Genomic DNA, 19,939 nt, shown 5'->3' on the forward strand with positions numbered 1-19,939 from the left:
CTAGAAAACAGACACTAGAATTGAGATCCCAGAAGAGGTACCATCACCCCATGAACGACACTGAGAACATCGGCTCCGGCGAACACAGGGCAATCGAAAGCCATACCGGATCCCACGCCATCCCCGCCACCCCGAAGCGGGAACCGCGGCAGGAGCGGGGTCAGCGGCGTGTCGAGGAGATCCTGGACGCCACCGAGGCGCTCATTCTCGAAGTGGGGGCCGCCGCCTGTTCGGTGCAGGAACTGGCCAAGCGCTCCGGCGCGTCCGTGGGGTCGATCTACCATTTTTTCCCCACCAAGGAAGCCATCTTCGACGCATTGCGTGAGCGGTACACCCGCGAAGCGGTCGCCATCGCGGAGGGGGTACGCCAGAGTGCGCCCGACTGGGCGTCGCTGGATCTCGAGACGTTCATCCAGCGTCTCTTTTCGCCCTTCACGGAGTTTTTCGAGCGCAAGCCGGCCCTGTACGAGCTGGCCATCCAGCCGGGCGGGCGGCGTATGGCCAAAGAGGCCGCCGTGCACGCCATCATCCGTGAAGCCATGGACCTGGCGTTCGCCCGTCGCTGGCCGGAAACGTCGGCCGAGGAGCGCGCCATCCGTCTCGATGTCGCAAGCGCCATCGGGGACGGGGTTTCGAACCTGATGATGCATGCGCCCGCGTCCATGCGCTCCCGCCTCCGGAGCGAGATGCCACGCGCGGTCTTCGGATATCTGTCCACCTTCGAAACCGGCGCCCGACACTAGTTGCGCCATAAACTCGCACGCTAGTTTCGGGCATGCCGGTCTTCGCCATCTGGGCAGCGCTGCTGACGGCGCTCACGACAGCGCTGATGATGCCGGGCCCGATCCACTTCACGGATCGGGTCGACCGTGTCGCGCATGCGTCGATGTACGCCTTCGTCGAGCAGGATGGACAGGAGACGGCGAACGCGCCCCTCCATTCGTGCGCGCGATCGTCCATGTCGTCGGGTGTGTCGCCTTCGCGGCATGCCGCGGGCAATGACCGGGCCGCGCGCAGTGGTTCCGACAAACGCGGACCCGTCGCAGGCGATGGGACGTCCGCCGACGCCCGGAGAACACTCCTGCGTCTCGGACGATGCGCCCATCACGTCGTCGCGGACAGTGGCATTCCTCCCTATCTGCCGACGGTCCCTCCACCAGGTCACACGCGGTCGCTCTGAGCTCCCGCGCTGGTCGTGGGTCCGTCGAGGCGGACCCCGACCGGCATCCCGTCGCACGACTCTGTCCGCCGTGACCTGATGCCCCACGATACTGCCCTCATTGCCACCATCGCCGCCGGCCTTGGACTGGCATTTCTCTTCGGCTTGCTGGCCAGTCGTTTCAAACTTCCCCCCATTCTCGGGTACCTGCTGGCCGGTGTGGCCGTGGGACCCTTCACGCCGGGATTCGTCGCCGATCGGGCGCTCGCGTCCCAGCTCGCCGAACTCGGGGTGATTCTCCTGATGTTCGGCGTGGGCCTGCACTTCTCCATTGCCGATCTCCTGGCGGTGCGGCGCATCGCCATTCCCGGCGCGCTCGCGCAGATCGCCGTGGCGACCGGATTGGGTGCCGTGGTCTCGCACTTCTGGGGCTGGTCGTGGGGCACGGGGATCGTATTCGGTCTCGCGTTGTCGGTGGCCAGTACGGTCGTGCTGCTGCGCGCACTCGAAGAACGGGGCATTCTCGACTCCGCCGACGGACGCATCGCCGTGGGTTGGCTCATCGTCGAAGACCTCATCACCGTGCTCGCGCTCGTCTTGCTGCCCGCGCTGGCGCCCCTGCTCGGGGCGTCACCGGAAGCCGTCGCCGCGACCGCGGCCGCGGCCGCCGACGCAGCAGGGCATGCCGCACCGGCGTCGGGCAGCGTGCTGAGCACACTGGGCGTCACCTTGCTCAAGGTCATCTCGTTCGTGGCCATGATGCTCATCATCGGACGCCGCACCATTCCCTGGCTGCTCAGCCGCGTGGCCAACACCGGCTCCCGGGAACTGTTCACGCTGGCCGTCCTGGCCGTGGCACTCGGCATCGCGTTCGGAGCCGCCGCGCTGTTCGGTGTGTCCTTCGCGCTCGGTGCGTTCTTTGCCGGCGTGATCGTCAGCGAGTCCGATTTCAGTCACGAAGCCGCCACGAACGCCCTGCCCCTGCAGGATGCCTTCGCGGTGCTGTTCTTCGTGTCGGTGGGCATGCTGTTCGATCCGCTGATCCTGCTGCGTGAACCGCTGCACGTGCTCGCCGTCGTGTTCATCATCATGATCGGCAAAGCGGTCGCGTCGCTGGGCATCGTGCTGGCGTTCCGGTACTCGCTGCACACGGCGCTCACGATTTCGGCGAGTCTCGCGCAGATCGGCGAATTCTCCTTCATTCTCGCCGCGCTGGGTGTGTCGCTCGGGCTGCTGCCCACGGAAGCCACCGGGCTCATCGTGGCCGGCGCGCTGCTGTCCATCACGTTCAATCCCTTCGTCTTCCGCACCGTCGAACCGATTGCCAGGTGGTTGCGCAGTCACCCGCGTCTGGCGGACCTCTTCGAACGCGAGGTGGGCGACATCGCGGAATTGCCGGAGAGCATGAGCGAGGACGAGCTGCACAATCATGTCGTGCTGATCGGGTACGGTCGTGTGGGGGCGCCGATCGCGGCGGAACTGGCGCTCCACAAGGTGCCGTACGTGGTGATCGAAGCGAGCCGCGAGCGCACCGAAGTGCTGCGTGAAGCCGGACTGCCGGTGATCTACGGCGATGCCACCCGCCCCGACATTCTCGAGGATGCGCATCTCGAACGCGCGCGCCTCGTGGTCGTCGCCGCGCCCGACGCCTATCAGACCCGGGCCATTCTCGCCCTGGCGCGTCAGTTGAACCCCACGGTCACCGTGCTGGCCCGCACCCACAGTGACGAGGAGCGGACATTCCTCGAGACGCATGGCGCACAGCGGGCCCTCGTGGGCGAGCGCGAACTCGCGGTGAGCCTCACCCGGCACGCACTGCGCGAATACGACGTGTCGCACGACATGGAAGCGGTGGCGGCACGGATGATCGGGCACCCGGCCTGACAAGTCCATCGCGTACGAGGGAGGATTAGTTTGAGGACGGGGCTGGGTGCCCCGTCCTTTTCCCGATGTTCCGAGGTTGTCGTCATGCGGTCGACGGTCGTTGAATCAACCGGGTGCATCCGCGCGTCGATTGTGCGCGCCTTCTCGCGAGTCGCCAGGCCGCGTGTCGTCATGTCGATGGTTGCGGTGGCGGCGGCGCTTGCCACCTCGACCGCATGCTCCTCGCGTGACCGGACGGCATCGGGGTCGGCCACCTCCGTCGAACCCGTCACGGTGTTCGCGGCCGCGGACCTGCGTTTCGCGCTGGCCGATGTGGCCCGTCTCTATCGCGCGCAGGGTGGCGACAGTCTGGTGCTCGTGTTCGGTTCCACGGGCGATCTGACCACGCAGATCATCAATGGCGCTCCGGCCGATCTTTTTTTCGCGGCCAACGCACCGGCCATCGATTCCCTGGCCAGTCGCTCGATGATCGTGGACAGCACCCGCCGCGTGTATGCGCTCGGGCGATTGGCGCTGATCGCCCGCTGTCCCACCACGCGACTCGTGTCGCAGACCGCCGATGCGCGATGCCCGGCTCCCGCACGCCTCGAAGACGTGGCCGCGTCCACCGTGCGATCCATTGCCATTGCCGATCCGGCTCATGCGCCGTATGGCCTGGCAGCCAGACAGGCGCTCGAGCGCGCCGGGCTCTGGAAAGCCGTCGAGCCACGCATCGTGCTGGGAGCGAATGTCTCGCAGGCCTATCAGTTCGTGAGCACCGGCAATGCCGATGTCGGCCTCGTGGCGTTGTCCCTGGTGGCCCGGGACACCGTGCTGGGGCACACGCTGGTGGATGCCGCCCTGCATGACCCGCTGCGGCAGACGGTGGCCGTCATGGCCGCCAGCGCACATCAGGATGCTGCCGTGAAGTTCCTGGCGTTCCTCGAAACGCCGGCCGCAAAAGAAGCCATGCACGGGTTCGGATTCGACGAGGATGCCAGGTAAGCCGCGGTGAACCTGCACATCGGCACCTGGCCCCTGGCGTTGTCGCTCTTCGTGGCGACGCTTGCCACCGTGTGCGCACTGCTCGTGGGCATTCCACTGGCCTGGTTGCTGGCGCGGCGGCGATTTCGTGGACGTGCGCTGCTGGAAGTGCTGGTGCTGCTTCCCATGGTGCTGCCGCCTACGGTGATCGGCTACTATCTGCTCGTCATGGTCGGTCGGCGCAGCACCGTGGGGCACCTGTACGAGACCCTCTTCGGCGCGCCACTCGTGTTCACGCCGGGCGCCGCGGTGCTGGCCACGTTCGTCGCGGCCGCGCCGTTCCTCGTGCGTGCCGCCCAGGGCGGATTCGAGCAGGTGGACGCCAGCTACGAAGACGCGGCACGCACCCTCGGACGCTCCGAGTGGTCGATCTTTCTCACGGTCACCACACCGCTGGCGTGGCGTGGCATTCTGGCCGGCACCGCCCTCTGTTTTGCCCGTGCGATGGGCGAGTTCGGCGCCACCCTGATGCTCGCCGGCAACATTCCGGGACGCACCCAGACGGCGAGTCTGGCCGTCTACGATGCCGTGCAGGCCGGCAACTTCACACGGGCGTCCACCCTCGCGTTGCTGCTGTCGCTCATGACGGGCCTCGCACTCGCCGCGCTCACACGCGCCGGGCGTGCTCCCGTGGACCCGCTGCGGGAGCCACCGCGATGACGGCCCGTCCGAAGACTCCGGATACTGCCGCGGCACCCACCACCACAGCGCCCGGTGCCCTGCACGTCGCCATCCGTCGCCAACTGCCGGCCTTTGCCCTCGATGTGGCGTTCGACACACCGGGAGGCATTGTCGCGTTGGTGGGCCCTTCCGGTTCCGGCAAGACACTCACCCTGCGCACCATCGCCGGTCTGTTGCATCCCGACAGTGGACGCATCGTGCTGGGTGGTCGTGTGCTGTTCGATACCGATGCCCGCATCGATGTGCCGGCCCGTGAACGCCATATCGGATACGTCTTCCAGCACTACGCGCTCTTTCCGCACTATGCCGCCGCACAGAACGTGGCCTACGGACTGCACACGCTCCCGCGTGAAGCCCGCGACACGCGCGTGCGGGAGATGCTGGCCCTGGTGCATCTCGACCGGCACGCTGACAAACGTCCCTCCGCACTGAGTGGCGGGGAACAGCAGCGGGTGGCACTCGCCCGCGCTCTGGCCCCGCAACCGTCGCTGTTGCTGCTCGATGAACCGCTCTCGGCGCTGGATGCCCCACTGCGAATCGCACTGGGACACGAATTGCGCCACCTGCACGAGCGCACCGGCGTCCCGATGCTGTTGGTCACGCACGATCCCGAGGAAGCACATCGCGTGGCGGATGTCGTCGTGCAACTCGGCGAGGGACGGGTGATGACGATGCACAGGACGACCGCGGCCTCGGAGACCTCCTCTGCATCCAAGGGAGCGCTCTGATGTCCCGATCGGCGCCCATTCTCGTCATCGACGACGAGCCGGCTATCCGTTCGATCATTCGTGCCGCGGTCGAAGACGATGCCGGCGTGGCATTCGAAGCCTCCAATGCGACGACAGGCCTGGAGCTGGCGCGACGCGAACGCCCGGCGCTCATCGTACTCGATCTCGGCCTGCCCGACCACGATGGCGTGGACGTATGTCACGCGCTGCGCGAATGGAGTTCCGCGCCGATCCTGGTGCTTTCGGCACGACACAGTGACGCCGAAAAGGCCCGCGCACTCGACGCAGGTGCCGACGACTATCTCACCAAACCGTTTTCCACCATCGAATTGCAGGCCCGGATGCGGGCGCTCCTCCGACGTGCGAAGATGGGGCCGGTGCCCGGTGGTGACATGCCATTGATCAGGGATGGTATCACCATCGATCTCGCCAATCGTGTCGTCACCAACAACGGCGTGGCGGTGCACCTCACTCCCACGGAGTGGGATCTGCTGCGGGCCCTGGTGACTCATGCCGGACGCACGATGACGCACAAACAGCTCTTCGACGCCGTGTGGGGACGTCACCACGGCGATGCCCAGCAGTATCTGCGCGTCTACATCGGTCATCTCCGTCGCAAGCTGGAAGCCGATCCGTTGCGTCCGACGCTGATCGTGACCGAAGGTGGCGTGGGATACCGATTCACCGACGGACGGTGAAAAAGCCATGACGAGAACGCCATGACCAACGGCCATGCACGAACGGGTCGGGCGTGGTTCGGCAGCATCATTGCGCTCGTCGCGGTCACCATCGGTCTCTTCATGCTACGGGATGCGCTCGACAAGGCGCATGTGGCTCTGGTGCTGCTCCTGGTCGTACTCGGCGGCAGTGCGGCCGGCGGTCGGATGTTGGGGATCGTGCTGGCGCTCGCCGGTTTCCTCATCTTCGACTGGCTGTTCCTGCCACCTTTCGCAACGCTCGTGGTTGCCGATCCACTCGACTGGCTGGTGCTGGTGGCTTTTCTCGCCACCGGTGTGGTGGCCGCGGAGTTGCTCACGCGTGCACAGCGGGAGGCCGACGAAGCCCATCGGCGGGCGGAAGAAGTCGCCCAACTCACCGCCAGGGCACAGGCGGATGCCGCACATGCCGAAGCACTGCGTGAAGCGGATCAGCTCAAGGATGCGCTGCTCGCCACCGTCTCGCACGATCTGCGCACACCCCTCACCACCATTCGTGGCCTGGCACATGACATGGCACGCGACGGTGACGACCGGGCGTTGGTGATCGAAGAGGAAGTCGATCGCCTGAACCGCCTCGTGACCGATCTGCTGGACCTCTCGCGTCTCGAGGCGGGTGGTATGCCGCTCGCCCTGGCGCTCAATACCGCCGACGAACTCATGGGCGCGACATTGCAGCGTGTGAGTGGTGCGGCAGCCGGTCGTGCCATTCGCGCGGCACTCGATCCCGACGATCCGCTGCTGATCGGCACCTTCGATCTCGCACACTCCGTCCGCATTCTCGGCAACCTGCTCGAAAATGCGCTCAAGTACGCGCCCGTCGATGCCCCCATCGATTTCACCGTAGTGCGGGAAGGCCCGATGCTCGTGTTCCGGGTGGCCGACCGGGGCCCCGGCGTGCCCGAGGAAGAGCGTGAACGCATCTTCGCGCCGTTCCATCGCGCCAGCACCGCGCGTCCGGATGTCGGAAGTTCCGGACTTGGCCTGGCCATTGCCCGCGGATTGGCGGAGGCCCAGGGCGGCTCATTGACCATGGAGAAGAGAGAAGGTGGCGGCAGCGTGTTTGCGCTCCGCCTGCCGGCCGCCGATCTGATCGACACGTTCGAGACAGGGTAACCGGAAGCGGCAGGACCCGGCGGAATTTCCGGGATTTTTGTGAGTTCTTTGTGTGCCACCATCCATGCCTTTGTGCGACGTTCACGGCGTCGGTTCCACCATGCAGCATCGCCCGATCGGACGATGACTACCGTTGCGGTAGCCTCACGCGATACGAGGTCTGCATGCGCGATCTGTTCTACCTGCTGCTCACGGCGGTCGTGTTCGTCGTGATGCTGTTGTATGTGCGGGGGTGTGAGGCCCTCGGACGACGGTCCGGCCCGGCAAGTGAGCGGGATCAGGATGGTGCACGCACCGGACGGTTCCCATGACCATCACGTTCGTTCAAATAGGCGCGGCGCTGCTGGTGCTGGCGTATCTGGTGTATTCCCTGATCCGCCCGGAGCGCTTCTGATATGGGTTCCCTCGTGAACACCCATCTCGGCACGACCACCGCCAACGGGTGGTTGCAGATCGCCCTCTTCGCCCTGGCCGTCCTGCTCGTCACCAAACCGGTGGGGTGGTATCTCACGGCCGTTTTTGATGGACGGATGCGCTGGCTGGCACCGGTAGAACGGGGGCTGTATCGACTGGCTGGCGTGGATCCGCACATCGATCAACACTGGACCGGATACACCGCAGCCCTGCTGCTCTTCAGTGCCGTCAGCATGATGCTGACCTATGTGGTGCTGCGTGCGCAGGGATATCTCCCGTTCAATCCGGGCGGACTGGGGGCGGTGGTCGACCGGCAGGCGTTCGAGACCGCCGCCTCCTTCGTGTCGAACACGAACTGGCAGAGTTATGCCGGCGAGAGCACGATGTCCCATCTCTCACAGATGACGCAGCTCGCGTTTCACAACTTCACATCGGCGGCGGTCGGTCTGGGTGTGGCCGTGGCGTTGATGCGTGGCATCGCCCGGCGCGGATCGGACACGAATACCGGCGGCGGACGTATCGGCAACTTCTGGGTGGATCTCGTGCGCGCCACGTTGTACGTGCTCGTGCCCCTGGCGTTCGTGTTCGCCCTGTTGTTCGTACAACAGGGCGTGCCGCAGACGTTCGAAGGACCTGTGCAGGTGCAGACACTCGACGGCGCGACACAGACGATCGCGCGCGGTCCGGTGGCCAGCCAGGAAGCGATCAAGCAGCTCGGCACCAACGGCGGCGGTTTCTTCAATGCCAACGCCGCACATCCCTTCGAAAATCCCACGCCGCTCACCAACTGGTGGTCGATGTTCGCGATTTTTGTGCTTCCCGTGGGCGTGGTCTGGATGTTCGGACGCGGCATCGGCAGCGTGCGACATGGGTGGGCCCTCTGGAGTGCGATGTTCGTGCTGTTCATGGGCGGAGCATCGCTCGCGTACTGGGCCGAAGCGCGAGGGAATCCCATTCACGCGCGGGCGGGCGTCGATGTGGCCGGACACCTGCCCGGTCACGCCGGCGGCAACATGGAAGGCAAGGAGGTGCGCTTCGGGATCGTGAACTCCGCGCTGTATGCGACCATCACCACCGATGCATCGTGTGGATCGGTGAATGCCATGCACGATTCCTTCACCGCCATCGGCGGACTGGTGCCGCTGGTCAACATGCAGCTCGGCGAACTGATCTTCGGCGGCGTGGGCGCCGGATTGTACGGCATGCTGGTGATGGTGGTGCTCACCGTGTTCATCGCCGGCCTCATGGTGGGACGCACGCCGGAGTATCTCGGCAAACGCATTCAGCAGCGCGAGATCCAGATGACGATGCTCTACATCCTCGCCTTCCCGCTGGTGGTGCTGGCGCTCACGGCCTTGTCCGTGGTGCTGCCCGCAGGACTGGCAGGTCTCAACAATCGCGGACCGCACGGTCTCACCGAAGTGCTCTACGCCTTCACATCCACCACCGCCAACAATGGCAGTGCCTTTGCCGGACTCACCGGCGGTACCACGTACTACAACACGCTCTTCGGTATCGCGATGCTGTTGGGCCGGTTCGCTCTCATCGTCCCGGTTCTCGCTCTCGCGGGTTTCTTCGCCGAACGCCGCGTCGCTCCGGCAACGACCGGCACATTCCCCGTCACCGGCCCGCTGTTCGTGGGACTGCTGCTGGGTGTCATTCTCGTCGTCGGCGCCCTCACCTATTTCCCGGCGCTCGCGCTCGGCCCCGTGGTGGAGCATCTGCTCACGTCCGCCGGGAGGCTCTTCGCATGACGAACGCTTCGCGACCGCTCTTCGAGCGCACGATCGTACGCCATGCGATGCGGGAAGCGTGGCACAAGCTGGATCCCCGTCACATGGTGCGGAATCCGGTGATGTTCGTGGTGCTGCTTGGCAGTGTGCTCACCACGATATCCCTGGCCATCGATATCGTCCACGGCGCCACCGATGTCTTCTTCACTCTCCAGATCGTACTCTGGCTCTGGTTCACCGTGCTGTTCGCCAACTTCGCCGAAGCAATGGCCGAGGGACGCGGCAAGGCGCAGGCGGACAGTCTGCGCGCAGCACGCTCGGATACAGTAACCAAACGCCTGGATGCGTCGGATGTGGGCGAGGTGGACATCAGCGCGTTCGAAGTCGTATCCGCCAGCACGCTGCGCCGCGGAGATCTGGTGGTCTGTTTTCCCGGCGACGTCATTCCGAGCGATGGCGAGGTGTTGATCGGCGTGGCCTCTGTGGACGAGTCGGCCATCACCGGCGAGAGCGCACCGGTCATCCGCGAAAGTGGCGGCGACCGATCGGCTGTCACCGGCGGCACCAAAGTGCTTTCGGATCATCTCGTCATCCGCATCGGCGCCAACCCCGGGGAGACGTTCATCGATCGCATGATCGCCCTGGTGGAGGGTGCATCCCGGCAAAAGACACCCAACGAGATCGCGCTGACGATCCTGCTGTCCGGCCTCACGATCATCTTTCTGCTGGCCGTGGTGACGCTGCAGCCGATGGCCATCTACTCGGGCTCGTCGGTCGCCGTGCCGGTACTGATCGCGTTGCTGGTGTGTCTCATTCCCACCACCATTGGTGGACTGCTGTCCGCGATCGGCATTGCCGGCATGGATCGCCTGATCCAGCAGAACGTGATCGCCATGAGCGGCCGTGCGGTGGAAGCCGCGGGTGACGTGAACACGCTGCTGCTCGACAAGACGGGCACGATCACGCTCGGAAACCGGCTGGCCACGACCTTCCACCCCGTGGCCGGCGTGGAGGAGACACGTCTTGCCGAAAGCGCGCAGATCGCCTCGCTAGCCGATGAAACTCCGGAAGGTCGAAGCATCGTGATTCTGGCCAAAGAGCGGTTCGGATTGCGCGGTCAGGCGGTGGCGGACGCCGAGTTCGTGGCGTTCAGCGCGAGCACGCGCATGAGCGGTGTGAACATCGGCAGCCTGCAGTTGCGAAAGGGAGCGGGCGATGCGGTTGTGCGCTGGATCCGCGAACAAGGCGGCACCATACCTGCCGATCTCGATACCCGCATCGAAGCGATCGCCCGGACAGGCGGCACTCCGCTCGTCGTCGGTGAATGTGAGCGCGATGCCCACAATGACCGTGCCGTGCGCTGCCGGGTGCTCGGTGTGATCGAGTTGCGGGACGTCGTGAAGGGCGGCATGCGCGAACGATTCGACCGTCTGCGCGCGATGGGGATCCGTACCGTCATGATCACCGGCGACAATCCTCTCACGGCCGCGGCGATCGCCGCCGAGGCGGGCGTGGACGACTATCTGGCCGAAGCGCGGCCCGAAGACAAGATGGCGCTCATCATCCGCGAGCAGCAGGGCGGGCGCCTGGTGGCAATGACGGGCGACGGCACCAACGATGCCCCGGCGCTGGCGCAGGCCGATGTCGGTGTGGCGATGAACACCGGCACACAGGCGGCGAAGGAGGCCGGCAACATGATCGACCTCGACTCCAATCCCACCAAACTCATCGAGGTGGTGGAGATCGGCAAACAGCTCCTCATGACACGTGGCGCCCTCACCACCTTCTCCATCGCGAACGACGTGGCCAAGTATTTCGCCATCATCCCGGCGATCTTCCTGGCCGCGTTTCCCGCGCTGGATGCGCTCAACGTCATGCGGCTGCATTCACCCCAGAGTGCGATTCTCTCGTCGGTGATCTTCAACGCGCTCATCATCGTGGCCCTTATTCCACTCGCGCTGCGGGGCGTGACCTATCGCCCTGCCGCCGCGGCGACGGTGCTGCGCCGCAATCTCGTCATCTACGGGCTCGGCGGTCTGGTGGTGCCCTTCGTGGGCATCAAGCTGATCGACGTGGCGCTCGTGAACCTGCATCTCGTCTGAATCATCACCGGAGGCATCCATGCTGCAACAGGTCCGCCCCGCCGTCGTGATGACCGCCGCGCTCTGCCTCATCACCGGCGTCGTCTATCCCGTTGGCGTCACCATCGTCGCGAACACAGTCTTTCCCCGACAGGCGCAGGGCTCACTCATCGAACGGAACGGCACGGTGATCGGCAGCGCCCTGATCGGGCAGTCGTTCACTTCACCCCGCTACTTCCATGGACGCCCGTCGGCGGCGGGCGCGGGATATGATGCCATGGCGTCGGGAGGCTCCAACAAGGGCCCCACCGACAGCACACTCGCCGCCCGCATAACCGCGCGCGTCGATTCGGCCGTGGCCGCGGGAGGTGAACGGGGACGTATCCCGGCCGACTGGGTCACGGCATCGGCGTCCGGACTCGATCCAGACATCTCTCCAGCATCCGCCATGCTGCAGGTCTCCCGTGTCGCGGCGGCGCGCGATCTGCCACCGACCGTGGTGATGACGCTCGTCACGCAGGGAACACAGTCGCGGCAGTTCGGCGTACTCGGCGAATCGCGCGTGAACGTCCTGCGTCTCAATCTCGCGCTGGATTCGCTGAGCGCGCGTTCCACCTCCCTGAATCCCCCGGCGTCTTCGCTGTCTTCGCACTGATCATCATCGCGATCATGCTACCGCTCATCACGGCGACACTGCTCGCCTCGCTTCACGCCGCAGATACGCTGCGCATACGACCGGAGGCTCCAGACTCCGGCGGCCCGCGCACGACAGGCACGACCGCGGGCACCGATACCACTGCATCCGAAGTCCCCTTTGCGTGGGCCGACTTCACCTGGATGAATGGCCAGAGCCGGCAACGATCGACACTGTTGCAGTTCGGCGCGTCCATCACCGGCAGCCTGTATCTCGACACCTATTTTGCCCTCTCGAGCAACCGGCCGCGTGACAACACACTGACGGGATCGGCCACCATCGGTCGCAGCGGGGAATTTCAGATCAACCTCGCCAGCGTCGGTGTGTCGTGGAATCACCAGAATGTCATCGGCCGGATCGAACTGCAGACCGGCAACATGCTCGACATCGTACAGGATCTCGATGGCAGTGTACACCGCGGGCGCAACCTGAGCACGGCCAATCTGCGCAACATCCGCCAGGCCTCGGTGGGCTATCACGTCGACAAGGGACATGGGTTCGACATCGAAGCCGGCATCTTCTCCAGCTATATCGGGCTCGAGAGTTACCTCCTGGCGGAGAACTGGAACTACAACCATGCGCTCGTGAGCGACTTCACGCCGTTCTATCTCCAGGGCGTCCGTGCGTCATTCTATCCGACCGCGAAACTCAAGCTGGAACCGTGGATCATGAACGGCTTCCAGACATTCGGCCGCTGGAACGCGATGCCGAGCGTGGGGTTCTCCACCCACTATCGTCCGACGGGATCACTGGGCCTGATTGCCAATCTCTACTACGGCGCGGACCAGCGCGGCAATCCAGCACGCAGGCGCTTTCATCACGATCATTCCGTGCTGGTGCGCTATCTCGACCGACCGGCATCGCATGGCGTGAGCAAGATGGCCTTTTCGCTCAACAACCACTACGGTTTCGAACGAGGAGGTGATGGTCCGTCTTCCGCCAACGCCTACATGGCTGGCACGTCGTTCACGAACCGCATCTGGTTCGACCGGGATCGCCTGGCCATTGCGGTGCGCGGCGAGGTGATCACCAACCCGTCACGCTATCTCGCGCTGGCACCGACGCCGGTGGGGTTCGTGGACGATGGTACGTCGCTGAACGTCCGCGGTCTCACGGCCACGATCGATCTCATGCCCACCGACTTTTTCACGGTCCGTGGAGAGGTGATGACACGCGCCTCCGATGTGCCGTTCTTTGCGGGACCGGGTGGTACGACCTCGGCGGATGGTTACCAGGGCACAGTTGGCGATTTTGTGCCGGACGTCCGCCGCGCGCAGACGCTTTTTGCGCTGGCGATCAATTTCCGTCTCTGATGACGTCTTCCACGTCCATCGACTCGCACGACGAAGCGCTGCTTTCCCTGCTGCCTCGGGATGGACGCGGGCACTTCAAGGTGTACCTCGGTTCCGCTGCGGGCGTGGGCAAGACCGTACGCATGCTGCAGGAAGCGCACGACCTCCGCCGGCGGGGCGTCGACGTGGTGGCGGGGCTGATCGAAACGCATGGGCGCCAGGAGACGGCGTCGCTGGTGCGCGATCTCGAAGTCGTCCCACGGGTCCGGCTCAACTACCGTGACGTTGCACTGGAAGAGATGGACCTCGCGGCGGTGCTGGCACGTCGTCCTCAGGTGGTCCTGGTGGACGAACTGGCGCACAACAATGTGCCGGGCAGCCGGCATCGCAAGCGGTGGGAAGATGTGCTCGATCTGCTCGATGCCGGCATCAGTGTCGTGAGCGCGGTGAACGTGCAGCATGTGGAATCCATCGCGCCCATCGTGCAGCAGGTGCTCGGTGTGATCGTGCGCGAAACAGTCCCCGACTGGGTATTGGGTCGCGCCGATCAGGTGGTCAATATCGACGTCCCTGCCGACGAACTCCGCCGCCGGCTGATCGACGGGAAGATCTATGCGCTCGACAAGGTTTCCACCGCACTCGCCCACTTCTTCACGGCCGAGAATCTGACGACGCTGCGGGAACTCGCCCTGCGTGAAGCGGCGAGCTCGGTTGATCGCGAGCGCATGGAACTGGTGCGACGGGAAACCGGCCGGAGCCCCAATGTGCACACCAGCCCCGATCGCCTGCTGGTGGCCATGGCGAGCGATCCCCCCCGTACGGCGGCACTCCTGCACAAGGCCCGTCGCATTGCCGGACGACTCAACTCGGACTGGTACTGCGTGTACGTGCAGACACCGGCCGAGCGCGCAGACCGCATCGACACCGGCATCCAGCGTGCACTGGTGGAAAACATTCAGCTCGCGCAGCGGATGGGAGCCGAGGTGGTGAAACTCGAAGGTACCGATGTTGCGCGGACGCTCATCGACTTCGCGCACCGTCAGGGTGTGTCACTCGTACTCGTGGGCCGCAGTGAACGCCCGTGGTGGCATCGCCTGCTGCACGGCTCGATAGTGGACAGGTTGCTGGTGGAAGGGAGAGGCGTCGATGTGCTGATCATCGGCGCTTCGGGAACAGGCGGAGCGAATGATGACTGAGCCGCTGAAACGGAAACCACCCCAGTCCGCAACGGTTATCGCCGAACCGGTGTGAGAGGGAGAGAGAGCAGTTCCGCAATCGCACTACCGTCCTTGCGCGGGTCGGACGCGCCGAAGTTCACCCGGGTCGTGAAATTGCGCATGACCGCCTGGCCCGCTCCCATGCGGGTGCTGGAGAAATCGCCGCGCATCACGATCTGATGCCCCATCGCGGCCAGGGAGTCGCGTACGGCCTGCGAGATGCGGGATTCGAAATTCACGTCGCAGCCGGGGAACGTTTCCTTGGAAAAACGCGGCATGTCGAGTGCCCCCTGAATGTTCATGCCGAAATCGACGATGTTCGACACGAACTGGGCATGCGCCTGCGCCTGATTCCATCCCCCCATGATGCCGAAGGCGATTTTGATCTCGTCCTTCTCCATGAAGGCCGGAATGATGGTGTGCAGCGGACGCTTGCGGCCGGCAATGAGATTGGGGCTGTTGGCATCCAGCGAGAATCCGCCCCCACGGTTGTGCCAGACGAAACCCGCGTCGGCCACCGCCAGACCGGCGCCAAATCCCACCGTGGAATAGTTGCTCTGGATGAAGGAGATCATGTTCCCCTCCCTGTCCACCACGCTGAGATAGGTGGTGCCGTTGTCGGTGCCGTCGGGTTCGCCCGCGGGTATCGTGCAGGTGGCTTTCCGCGCGTCGATGAGCGCGGCCCGCTGGGCAGCGTAGGACTTGGACTGCAACCCGGCCAGCGGGATCTTCACAAACCGTGGATCGCCGTCGTAGCGCTGCATGTCGGCGTAGGCCAGCTTCTTGGCCTCGATCATGTGATGCAGCGCCGCGACCGAGTTGTGGCCCATCTTCGCGAGTGGGAACCGCTCCATGATGTTGAGCATCTCGAGCGCCGCGATCCCCTGCCCGTTGGGCGGCAACTCGTACACCGTCCAGCCGTGATACGTGGTGGACAGGGGCGTCACCCACTCCGGCTCGTACTCCGAGAGATCCGCCGCCGTCATGGTGCCGCCATGCGCCTTCGAACTCGCCAGCAGCTTCGCCGCCACGTTGCCCGTGTAGAACGCCTGCGCACCCTGCGCCGCGATCTGCCGGTACGTCCACGCGAGTTCGGGATTGCGGAAGACGTCTCCCGACTTGGGCAGTGTGCCGCCGGGCAGGAATGTCTTCGCCGTGGCCGGATCGGCGCGCAGCACGTCTTCACTGTCCTTCCAGTACACGCTCACCACCTCACCCACCGGGAATCCCTGCTCGGCGTACCGGATGGACGGCGCGAGAATCTGCGCGAAGCTGAGCTTCCCGAAACGCGTCCGCAGTGCTTCCCATCCCTTCACCGCGCCCGGAACCGTCGCGGCATCGATTCCGCGTTGCGGCATGCGGGTGAGTCCCTTGCCGCGCAGATACTCGGCGGTCAGTGCCTTCGGTGCCCACCCCGACGCGTTCAGGCCGTACAGCTTCCCCGTCTTTGCCTCGTAGACGATGGCGAAGAGATCACCACCAATGCCGTCGTTCATCGGCGCGACCAGTCCCATCATTGCGTTCACCGCGATCGCCGCATCGATGGCATTGCCCCCCTGCTCCAGAATGCGCGCCCCCACCTGCGAAGCGAGCACACTCTCGCTGGCCACCACGCCCTGTGACGACGCCACCATCGAGCGCGACTGTGAACGGTCCTGCGCCGCTGCTGTCAGGGGTGCGATGAGCACTGCGACGAGCACCGGGAGGACGACGATCCGTGTGATCAGGGACACTGCGACTCCGACGGTTGATGTCATCAGGTTGATGTCACGATAAGAAGTTGTCCGCATACCGGGTGCGGCACAGGTCGCAGCATCCGCACGACACTCAGATGCCGCCGTAACAGAGGTATTTCATCTCGAGAAACGCGTCGAGTCCGTATCGCGACCCTTCGCGGCCCACACCGGACGCCTTCATGCCGCCAAAAGGCGCCACTTCCGTGGAGATGAGTCCCTCGTTGATGCCCACCATGCCGTATTCCAGCGCCTCCGCCACGCGCCAGCACCGACCCACGTCGCGGCTGTAGAAATAGGCGGCCAGACCGTACTCGGTGTCGTTGGCCATCGCGATGCCCTCCGCTTCGGTATGGAAGCGGAAGATCGACGCGACCGGTCCGAACACTTCCTCACGCGCGATACGCATGGCCGGTGTGGCATTGGCCAGCACCGTGGGCTCGAAGTAAAACCCCTCGCGGCGATGTCCACCGCGCAACAGGCTCGCTCCCTTGCTCAGCGCATCGGCAACGAGGGTCTCCACCTTGATCACTCCCTTCTCGTTGATCAGCGGCCCCACCTGCACCTGTGCATCGAGCACATCACCGGTGCGCAGCCCCGCCACCACCGCGCTGAAGCGTTCCACGAAGGCATCGTACAGCGCGTCCTGCACCAGGATGCGATTCACGCAGACGCAGGTCTGCCCATTGTGCCGGTACTTCGCCGTCAGCGCTCCACGCACCGCGGCATCGAGGTCGGCGTCGTCGAACACCAGGAACGGTGCGTTGCCACCGAGCTCCAGCGAGAGCTTGGTGAGGTTCCGCGCACACTGCGCCATGAGTGTGCGTCCCACATCGGTCGAGCCGGTGAAGGACAGTTTCCGCACCAGCGGATTCTCGCACAGTTCGAGCCCGACCTCCGACGCCTGATTCGTCGTCACCACATTCAGCACACCGGCCGGAATCCCCGCCTCTTCGGCCAATGCCGCGAGCGCCAGGGCGGTGAGCGGCGTCTCGGCCGGCGGCTTGATCACCACCGGACATCCGGCCGCCAGCGCCGGCGCCACTTTGCGGGTGATCATGGCCAACGGGAAATTCCACGGGGTGATGGCGGCCACCACACCCACCGGCTGCCGGATCACGACCAGGCGCCGATCGCGTGTGTGCGGAGGAATCACATCGCCATACGCCCGCTTCGCCTCCTCGGCGAACCATTCCACGAACGACGCGCCGTAGGTGACTTCGCCGAGGCTTTCCGTGATGACCTTCCCCGATTCGAGGCTCATGAGACGGGCCAGCGACTCGCGGTGAGCCACGATGCGCGTGAACCACTCACGCAGCAGCGCGCCACGTTCTTTGGCCGTCATCGCCCGCCAGGCCGGCCAGGCCGCTGAGGCGGCTTCGATCGCCCGACGCGTTTCAGCCCGCCCCATGTCGGCGACATCGGCGAGATGCGCTCCCGTGGACGGACTGTGCACCGCAAACGTGGAACCGTCATCCGCCGCCAGCCACGCGCCGTCGACATAACCCTGCGTACGATAGAACGACAGCGAAGCGAACTCGGAAGTGGGCATGGGGCAACTCAGAGCAGAATGACCTGACGGATCGCCTCGCCACGCGCGAGGCGATCGAAACCGTCGTTGATATCGTCGAGCGAAAGACGATGGGTGAGCAACCGGTCCACCGGTAGGCGACCCGATTGATACAACGTGATGTAGGCCGGGATGTCCCGCGACGGCACACAACTGCCAAGATACGATCCCTGCAACGTGCGTTCCTCCGCGACCAGCTGCACCGGCGAAATGGCCAGTGTCTGTGACGGATGCGGCAGTCCCACGGTGACCGTGCGTCCGCCACGACGGGTCGCGCGCCATGTGAAGTCGAGCGCGGCCACGACGCCCGCACATTCGAGCCCCACATCCGCGCCGCCCTGCGTGAGATCACGCACCTGCTCCACCGCGCCGTCCGCACTGCTGTTCACCGCGGCATGCGCACCGAGGGCGAGCGCCTGCCGCAGCTTATCGTCGTTCACATCGGCCACGACGACCTGGCCGGCGCCGGCAGCCAGAGCCCCGAGTACCGCCGCGAAGCCAATACCACCGAGGCCGGTGACGAGCACCGATTCGCCAAGCCGGAGACGCGCCGTGTTCACGATCGCGCCGACCCCCGTCATCACGGCGCAACCGAACAGCGCGCCGATCTCGAATGGCAACGAACGGTCCACCCGTACGACGGACTGGCGCGACACCACCACTTCCTCGGCGAAGCCCGAAACCCCGAGATGATGATGCAGTGGTGCGCCGTGCCTGTCGCGCAGCCGTCGGCCGCCGCCAAGCAGTTCGCCGGCCCCGTTGGCCGCGGCGCCGGGTTCACACAACGCGGGTCGGGCACTGCGGCAGGGGGCACAATGACCGCACTGGGGCACGAAGGCGAACACCACATGATCGCCCACGACGAGATCGCCGACACCGGTCCCCACTTCGATCACTTCGCCCGCCGCTTCGTGGCCCAGCACCATGGGCAGTGGCCGCGGACGGTTGCCGTCCACCACCGACAGATCGGAATGACACAGACCGGCAGCCACGATGCGCACACGAACTTCGTGTGCCTGCGGCGGGGTCAGCTGCACCGTCTCCACCGTCAGCGGAAGACTGTCGGTATACGGGCGCGGAAGTGCCGTGGCTCGCAACACGGCGGCTCGAATCGTCATGCGTGCGTCCGGTGACAGACAGCGGCGCGCCCTGCGCCACGGCGGGTGAGGTTACGAAAGCCCTGCGCCATTGGTAACGTCCGTACCGCACGGCGTGTTGTCCATGCCATGCAACGTACGTTGTAACGTACGTTGCATCACCCGCTCCAGCCACGATCCATGTCCGCGACGTCCATTCTGCTGCCGCTCGATCCACTCGGTCGTCGCCGACTCAAAGTGGCTTTCGTGGGAACACACGGTGTGGGCAAGACCACGCTCTGTTTCGACCTCGCGGCCCAGCTCAAGCGACTCGATCTCGGGGTCGACATCGTGAAGGAAGTGGCCCGACGGTGTCCCCTGCCGATCAACGAAGACACGACCTTCGATGCGCAGGCGTGGATTCTGCACACGCAGATCGCGGAGGAGATCGAAGCGGCCTCGCACTACGAAGTCGTGGTCTGCGACCGGTCGGTGCTGGACAACTACGCCTATCTCGTGGCCCGCGTGGGGCGCCGCGCGGAACTCGAGCCGCTGGTACGCGAGTGGGTGCGCAGCTATCAGGCACTGTTCAAGGTCCCCGTCCTGTCGGCGCCCGCATTCGACGGCAAACGGGCGGTCAGTCCGTCGTTTCAGCAGGAGATCGATGGCATCATCGATGAACTCGTGCACGACCTGGGCGTGACGGTGCATCGCCTGGAGCCCGGCGAACGCGATCAGTGGACCGTGCATGCGCTCGCGGAGCTCGGACTGCCGACCCAACCGCCGCAGATCGATCTGTTCGCGATGCGGGAGTAGACGGGA

18 protein-coding genes are annotated in these 19,939 nt (G+C 65.1%); 15 read left to right on the forward strand and 3 right to left on the reverse strand.

Annotated elements, in window-relative coordinates:
• The first annotated feature begins 50 nt into the window (after positions 1 to 50).
• The 14 genes from WG208_RS03120 to WG208_RS03185 all read left to right on the forward strand — a co-directional run bounded on the left by WG208_RS03120 (position 51) and on the right by WG208_RS03185 (position 14,717).
• Positions 51 to 743: a TetR/AcrR family transcriptional regulator gene (locus tag WG208_RS03120; protein ID WP_337169858.1), complete on the forward strand. Its 693-nt coding sequence runs from the start codon at positions 51 to 53 to the stop codon at positions 741 to 743.
• A 32-nt stretch (positions 744 to 775) separates the two neighbouring features.
• Entirely contained in the window at positions 776 to 1,180 is a 405-nt protein-coding gene (locus WG208_RS03125; RefSeq protein WP_337169859.1) for a hypothetical protein, read from the forward strand.
• A gap of 78 nt (positions 1,181 to 1,258) precedes the next feature.
• Complete coding sequence (ybaL, locus tag WG208_RS03130) at positions 1,259 to 3,043, forward strand: YbaL family putative K(+) efflux transporter (protein ID WP_337169860.1); 1,785 nt, start codon at positions 1,259 to 1,261, stop codon at positions 3,041 to 3,043.
• 171 nt (positions 3,044 to 3,214) lie between these two features.
• Positions 3,215 to 4,027: a molybdate ABC transporter substrate-binding protein gene (gene modA, locus WG208_RS03135; protein WP_337169861.1), complete on the forward strand. Its 813-nt coding sequence runs from the start codon at positions 3,215 to 3,217 to the stop codon at positions 4,025 to 4,027.
• A 6-nt stretch (positions 4,028 to 4,033) separates the two neighbouring features.
• Entirely contained in the window at positions 4,034 to 4,726 is a 693-nt protein-coding gene (gene modB, locus WG208_RS03140) for a molybdate ABC transporter permease subunit (RefSeq protein ID WP_337169862.1), read from the forward strand.
• Complete coding sequence (locus tag WG208_RS03145; protein ID WP_337169863.1) at positions 4,723 to 5,475, forward strand: ATP-binding cassette domain-containing protein; 753 nt, start codon at positions 4,723 to 4,725, stop codon at positions 5,473 to 5,475. The genes modB and WG208_RS03145 overlap by 4 nt, the downstream gene beginning before the upstream one ends.
• The gene (locus WG208_RS03150; protein ID WP_337169864.1) at positions 5,475 to 6,173 is read left to right on the forward strand and encodes a response regulator; all 699 of its coding nucleotides are present in this window, start codon (positions 5,475 to 5,477) and stop codon (positions 6,171 to 6,173) included. The genes WG208_RS03145 and WG208_RS03150 overlap by 1 nt, the downstream gene beginning before the upstream one ends.
• 21 nt (positions 6,174 to 6,194) lie before the next feature.
• Positions 6,195 to 7,307 (forward strand): ATP-binding protein, encoded by a 1,113-nt coding sequence (locus WG208_RS03155; protein WP_337169865.1) that lies wholly within the window; start codon positions 6,195 to 6,197, stop codon positions 7,305 to 7,307.
• A 164-nt stretch (positions 7,308 to 7,471) separates the two neighbouring features.
• Positions 7,472 to 7,618, forward strand: coding sequence for a hypothetical protein (locus WG208_RS03160; RefSeq protein ID WP_337169866.1), 147 nt, complete (start codon positions 7,472 to 7,474; stop codon positions 7,616 to 7,618).
• 84 nt (positions 7,619 to 7,702) lie between these two features.
• Positions 7,703 to 9,475 carry a potassium-transporting ATPase subunit KdpA gene (kdpA, locus tag WG208_RS03165; RefSeq protein ID WP_337169867.1) on the forward strand — a complete coding sequence of 591 codons (1,773 nt, stop codon included), beginning with the start codon at positions 7,703 to 7,705 and terminating at the stop codon, positions 9,473 to 9,475.
• Positions 9,472 to 11,556 (forward strand): potassium-transporting ATPase subunit KdpB, encoded by a 2,085-nt coding sequence (kdpB, locus tag WG208_RS03170; RefSeq protein ID WP_337169868.1) that lies wholly within the window; start codon positions 9,472 to 9,474, stop codon positions 11,554 to 11,556. Before kdpA ends, kdpB begins: the two co-directional genes overlap by 4 nt.
• 19 nt (positions 11,557 to 11,575) lie before the next feature.
• Positions 11,576 to 12,190 (forward strand): potassium-transporting ATPase subunit KdpC, encoded by a 615-nt coding sequence (gene kdpC, locus WG208_RS03175; protein ID WP_337169869.1) that lies wholly within the window; start codon positions 11,576 to 11,578, stop codon positions 12,188 to 12,190.
• 14 nt (positions 12,191 to 12,204) lie between these two features.
• Complete coding sequence (locus tag WG208_RS03180) at positions 12,205 to 13,542, forward strand: porin (RefSeq protein WP_337169870.1); 1,338 nt, start codon at positions 12,205 to 12,207, stop codon at positions 13,540 to 13,542.
• On the forward strand, positions 13,542 to 14,717 hold the full coding sequence (locus WG208_RS03185; RefSeq protein ID WP_337169871.1) for a universal stress protein: 1,176 nt from the start codon (positions 13,542 to 13,544) through the stop codon (positions 14,715 to 14,717). The genes WG208_RS03180 and WG208_RS03185 overlap by 1 nt, the downstream gene beginning before the upstream one ends.
• A 35-nt stretch (positions 14,718 to 14,752) precedes the next feature.
• Here WG208_RS03185 and ggt read toward each other — a convergent pair whose 3' ends face one another.
• The 3 genes from ggt to WG208_RS03200 form a co-directional block, all read right to left on the reverse strand.
• Positions 14,753 to 16,471, reverse strand: coding sequence for a gamma-glutamyltransferase (gene ggt, locus WG208_RS03190; protein WP_337169872.1), 1,719 nt, complete (start codon positions 16,469 to 16,471; stop codon positions 14,753 to 14,755).
• A gap of 94 nt (positions 16,472 to 16,565) precedes the next feature.
• The gene (locus tag WG208_RS03195; protein WP_337169873.1) at positions 16,566 to 18,023 is read right to left on the reverse strand and encodes an NAD-dependent succinate-semialdehyde dehydrogenase; all 1,458 of its coding nucleotides are present in this window, start codon (positions 18,021 to 18,023) and stop codon (positions 16,566 to 16,568) included.
• 8 nt (positions 18,024 to 18,031) lie between these two features.
• The gene (locus WG208_RS03200) at positions 18,032 to 19,159 is read right to left on the reverse strand and encodes a zinc-dependent alcohol dehydrogenase family protein (protein WP_337169874.1); all 1,128 of its coding nucleotides are present in this window, start codon (positions 19,157 to 19,159) and stop codon (positions 18,032 to 18,034) included.
• 159 nt (positions 19,160 to 19,318) lie between these two features.
• On the opposite strand from WG208_RS03200, the gene WG208_RS03205 reads away from it, so the two are divergent.
• The gene (locus WG208_RS03205; RefSeq protein ID WP_337169875.1) at positions 19,319 to 19,933 is read left to right on the forward strand and encodes an AAA family ATPase; all 615 of its coding nucleotides are present in this window, start codon (positions 19,319 to 19,321) and stop codon (positions 19,931 to 19,933) included.
• Positions 19,934 to 19,939: the final 6 nt, after the last annotated feature.

This window comes from Gemmatimonas aurantiaca, assembly GCF_037190085.1.
In the GTDB taxonomy this organism is placed as follows: domain Bacteria; phylum Gemmatimonadota; class Gemmatimonadetes; order Gemmatimonadales; family Gemmatimonadaceae; genus Gemmatimonas; species Gemmatimonas aurantiaca_A.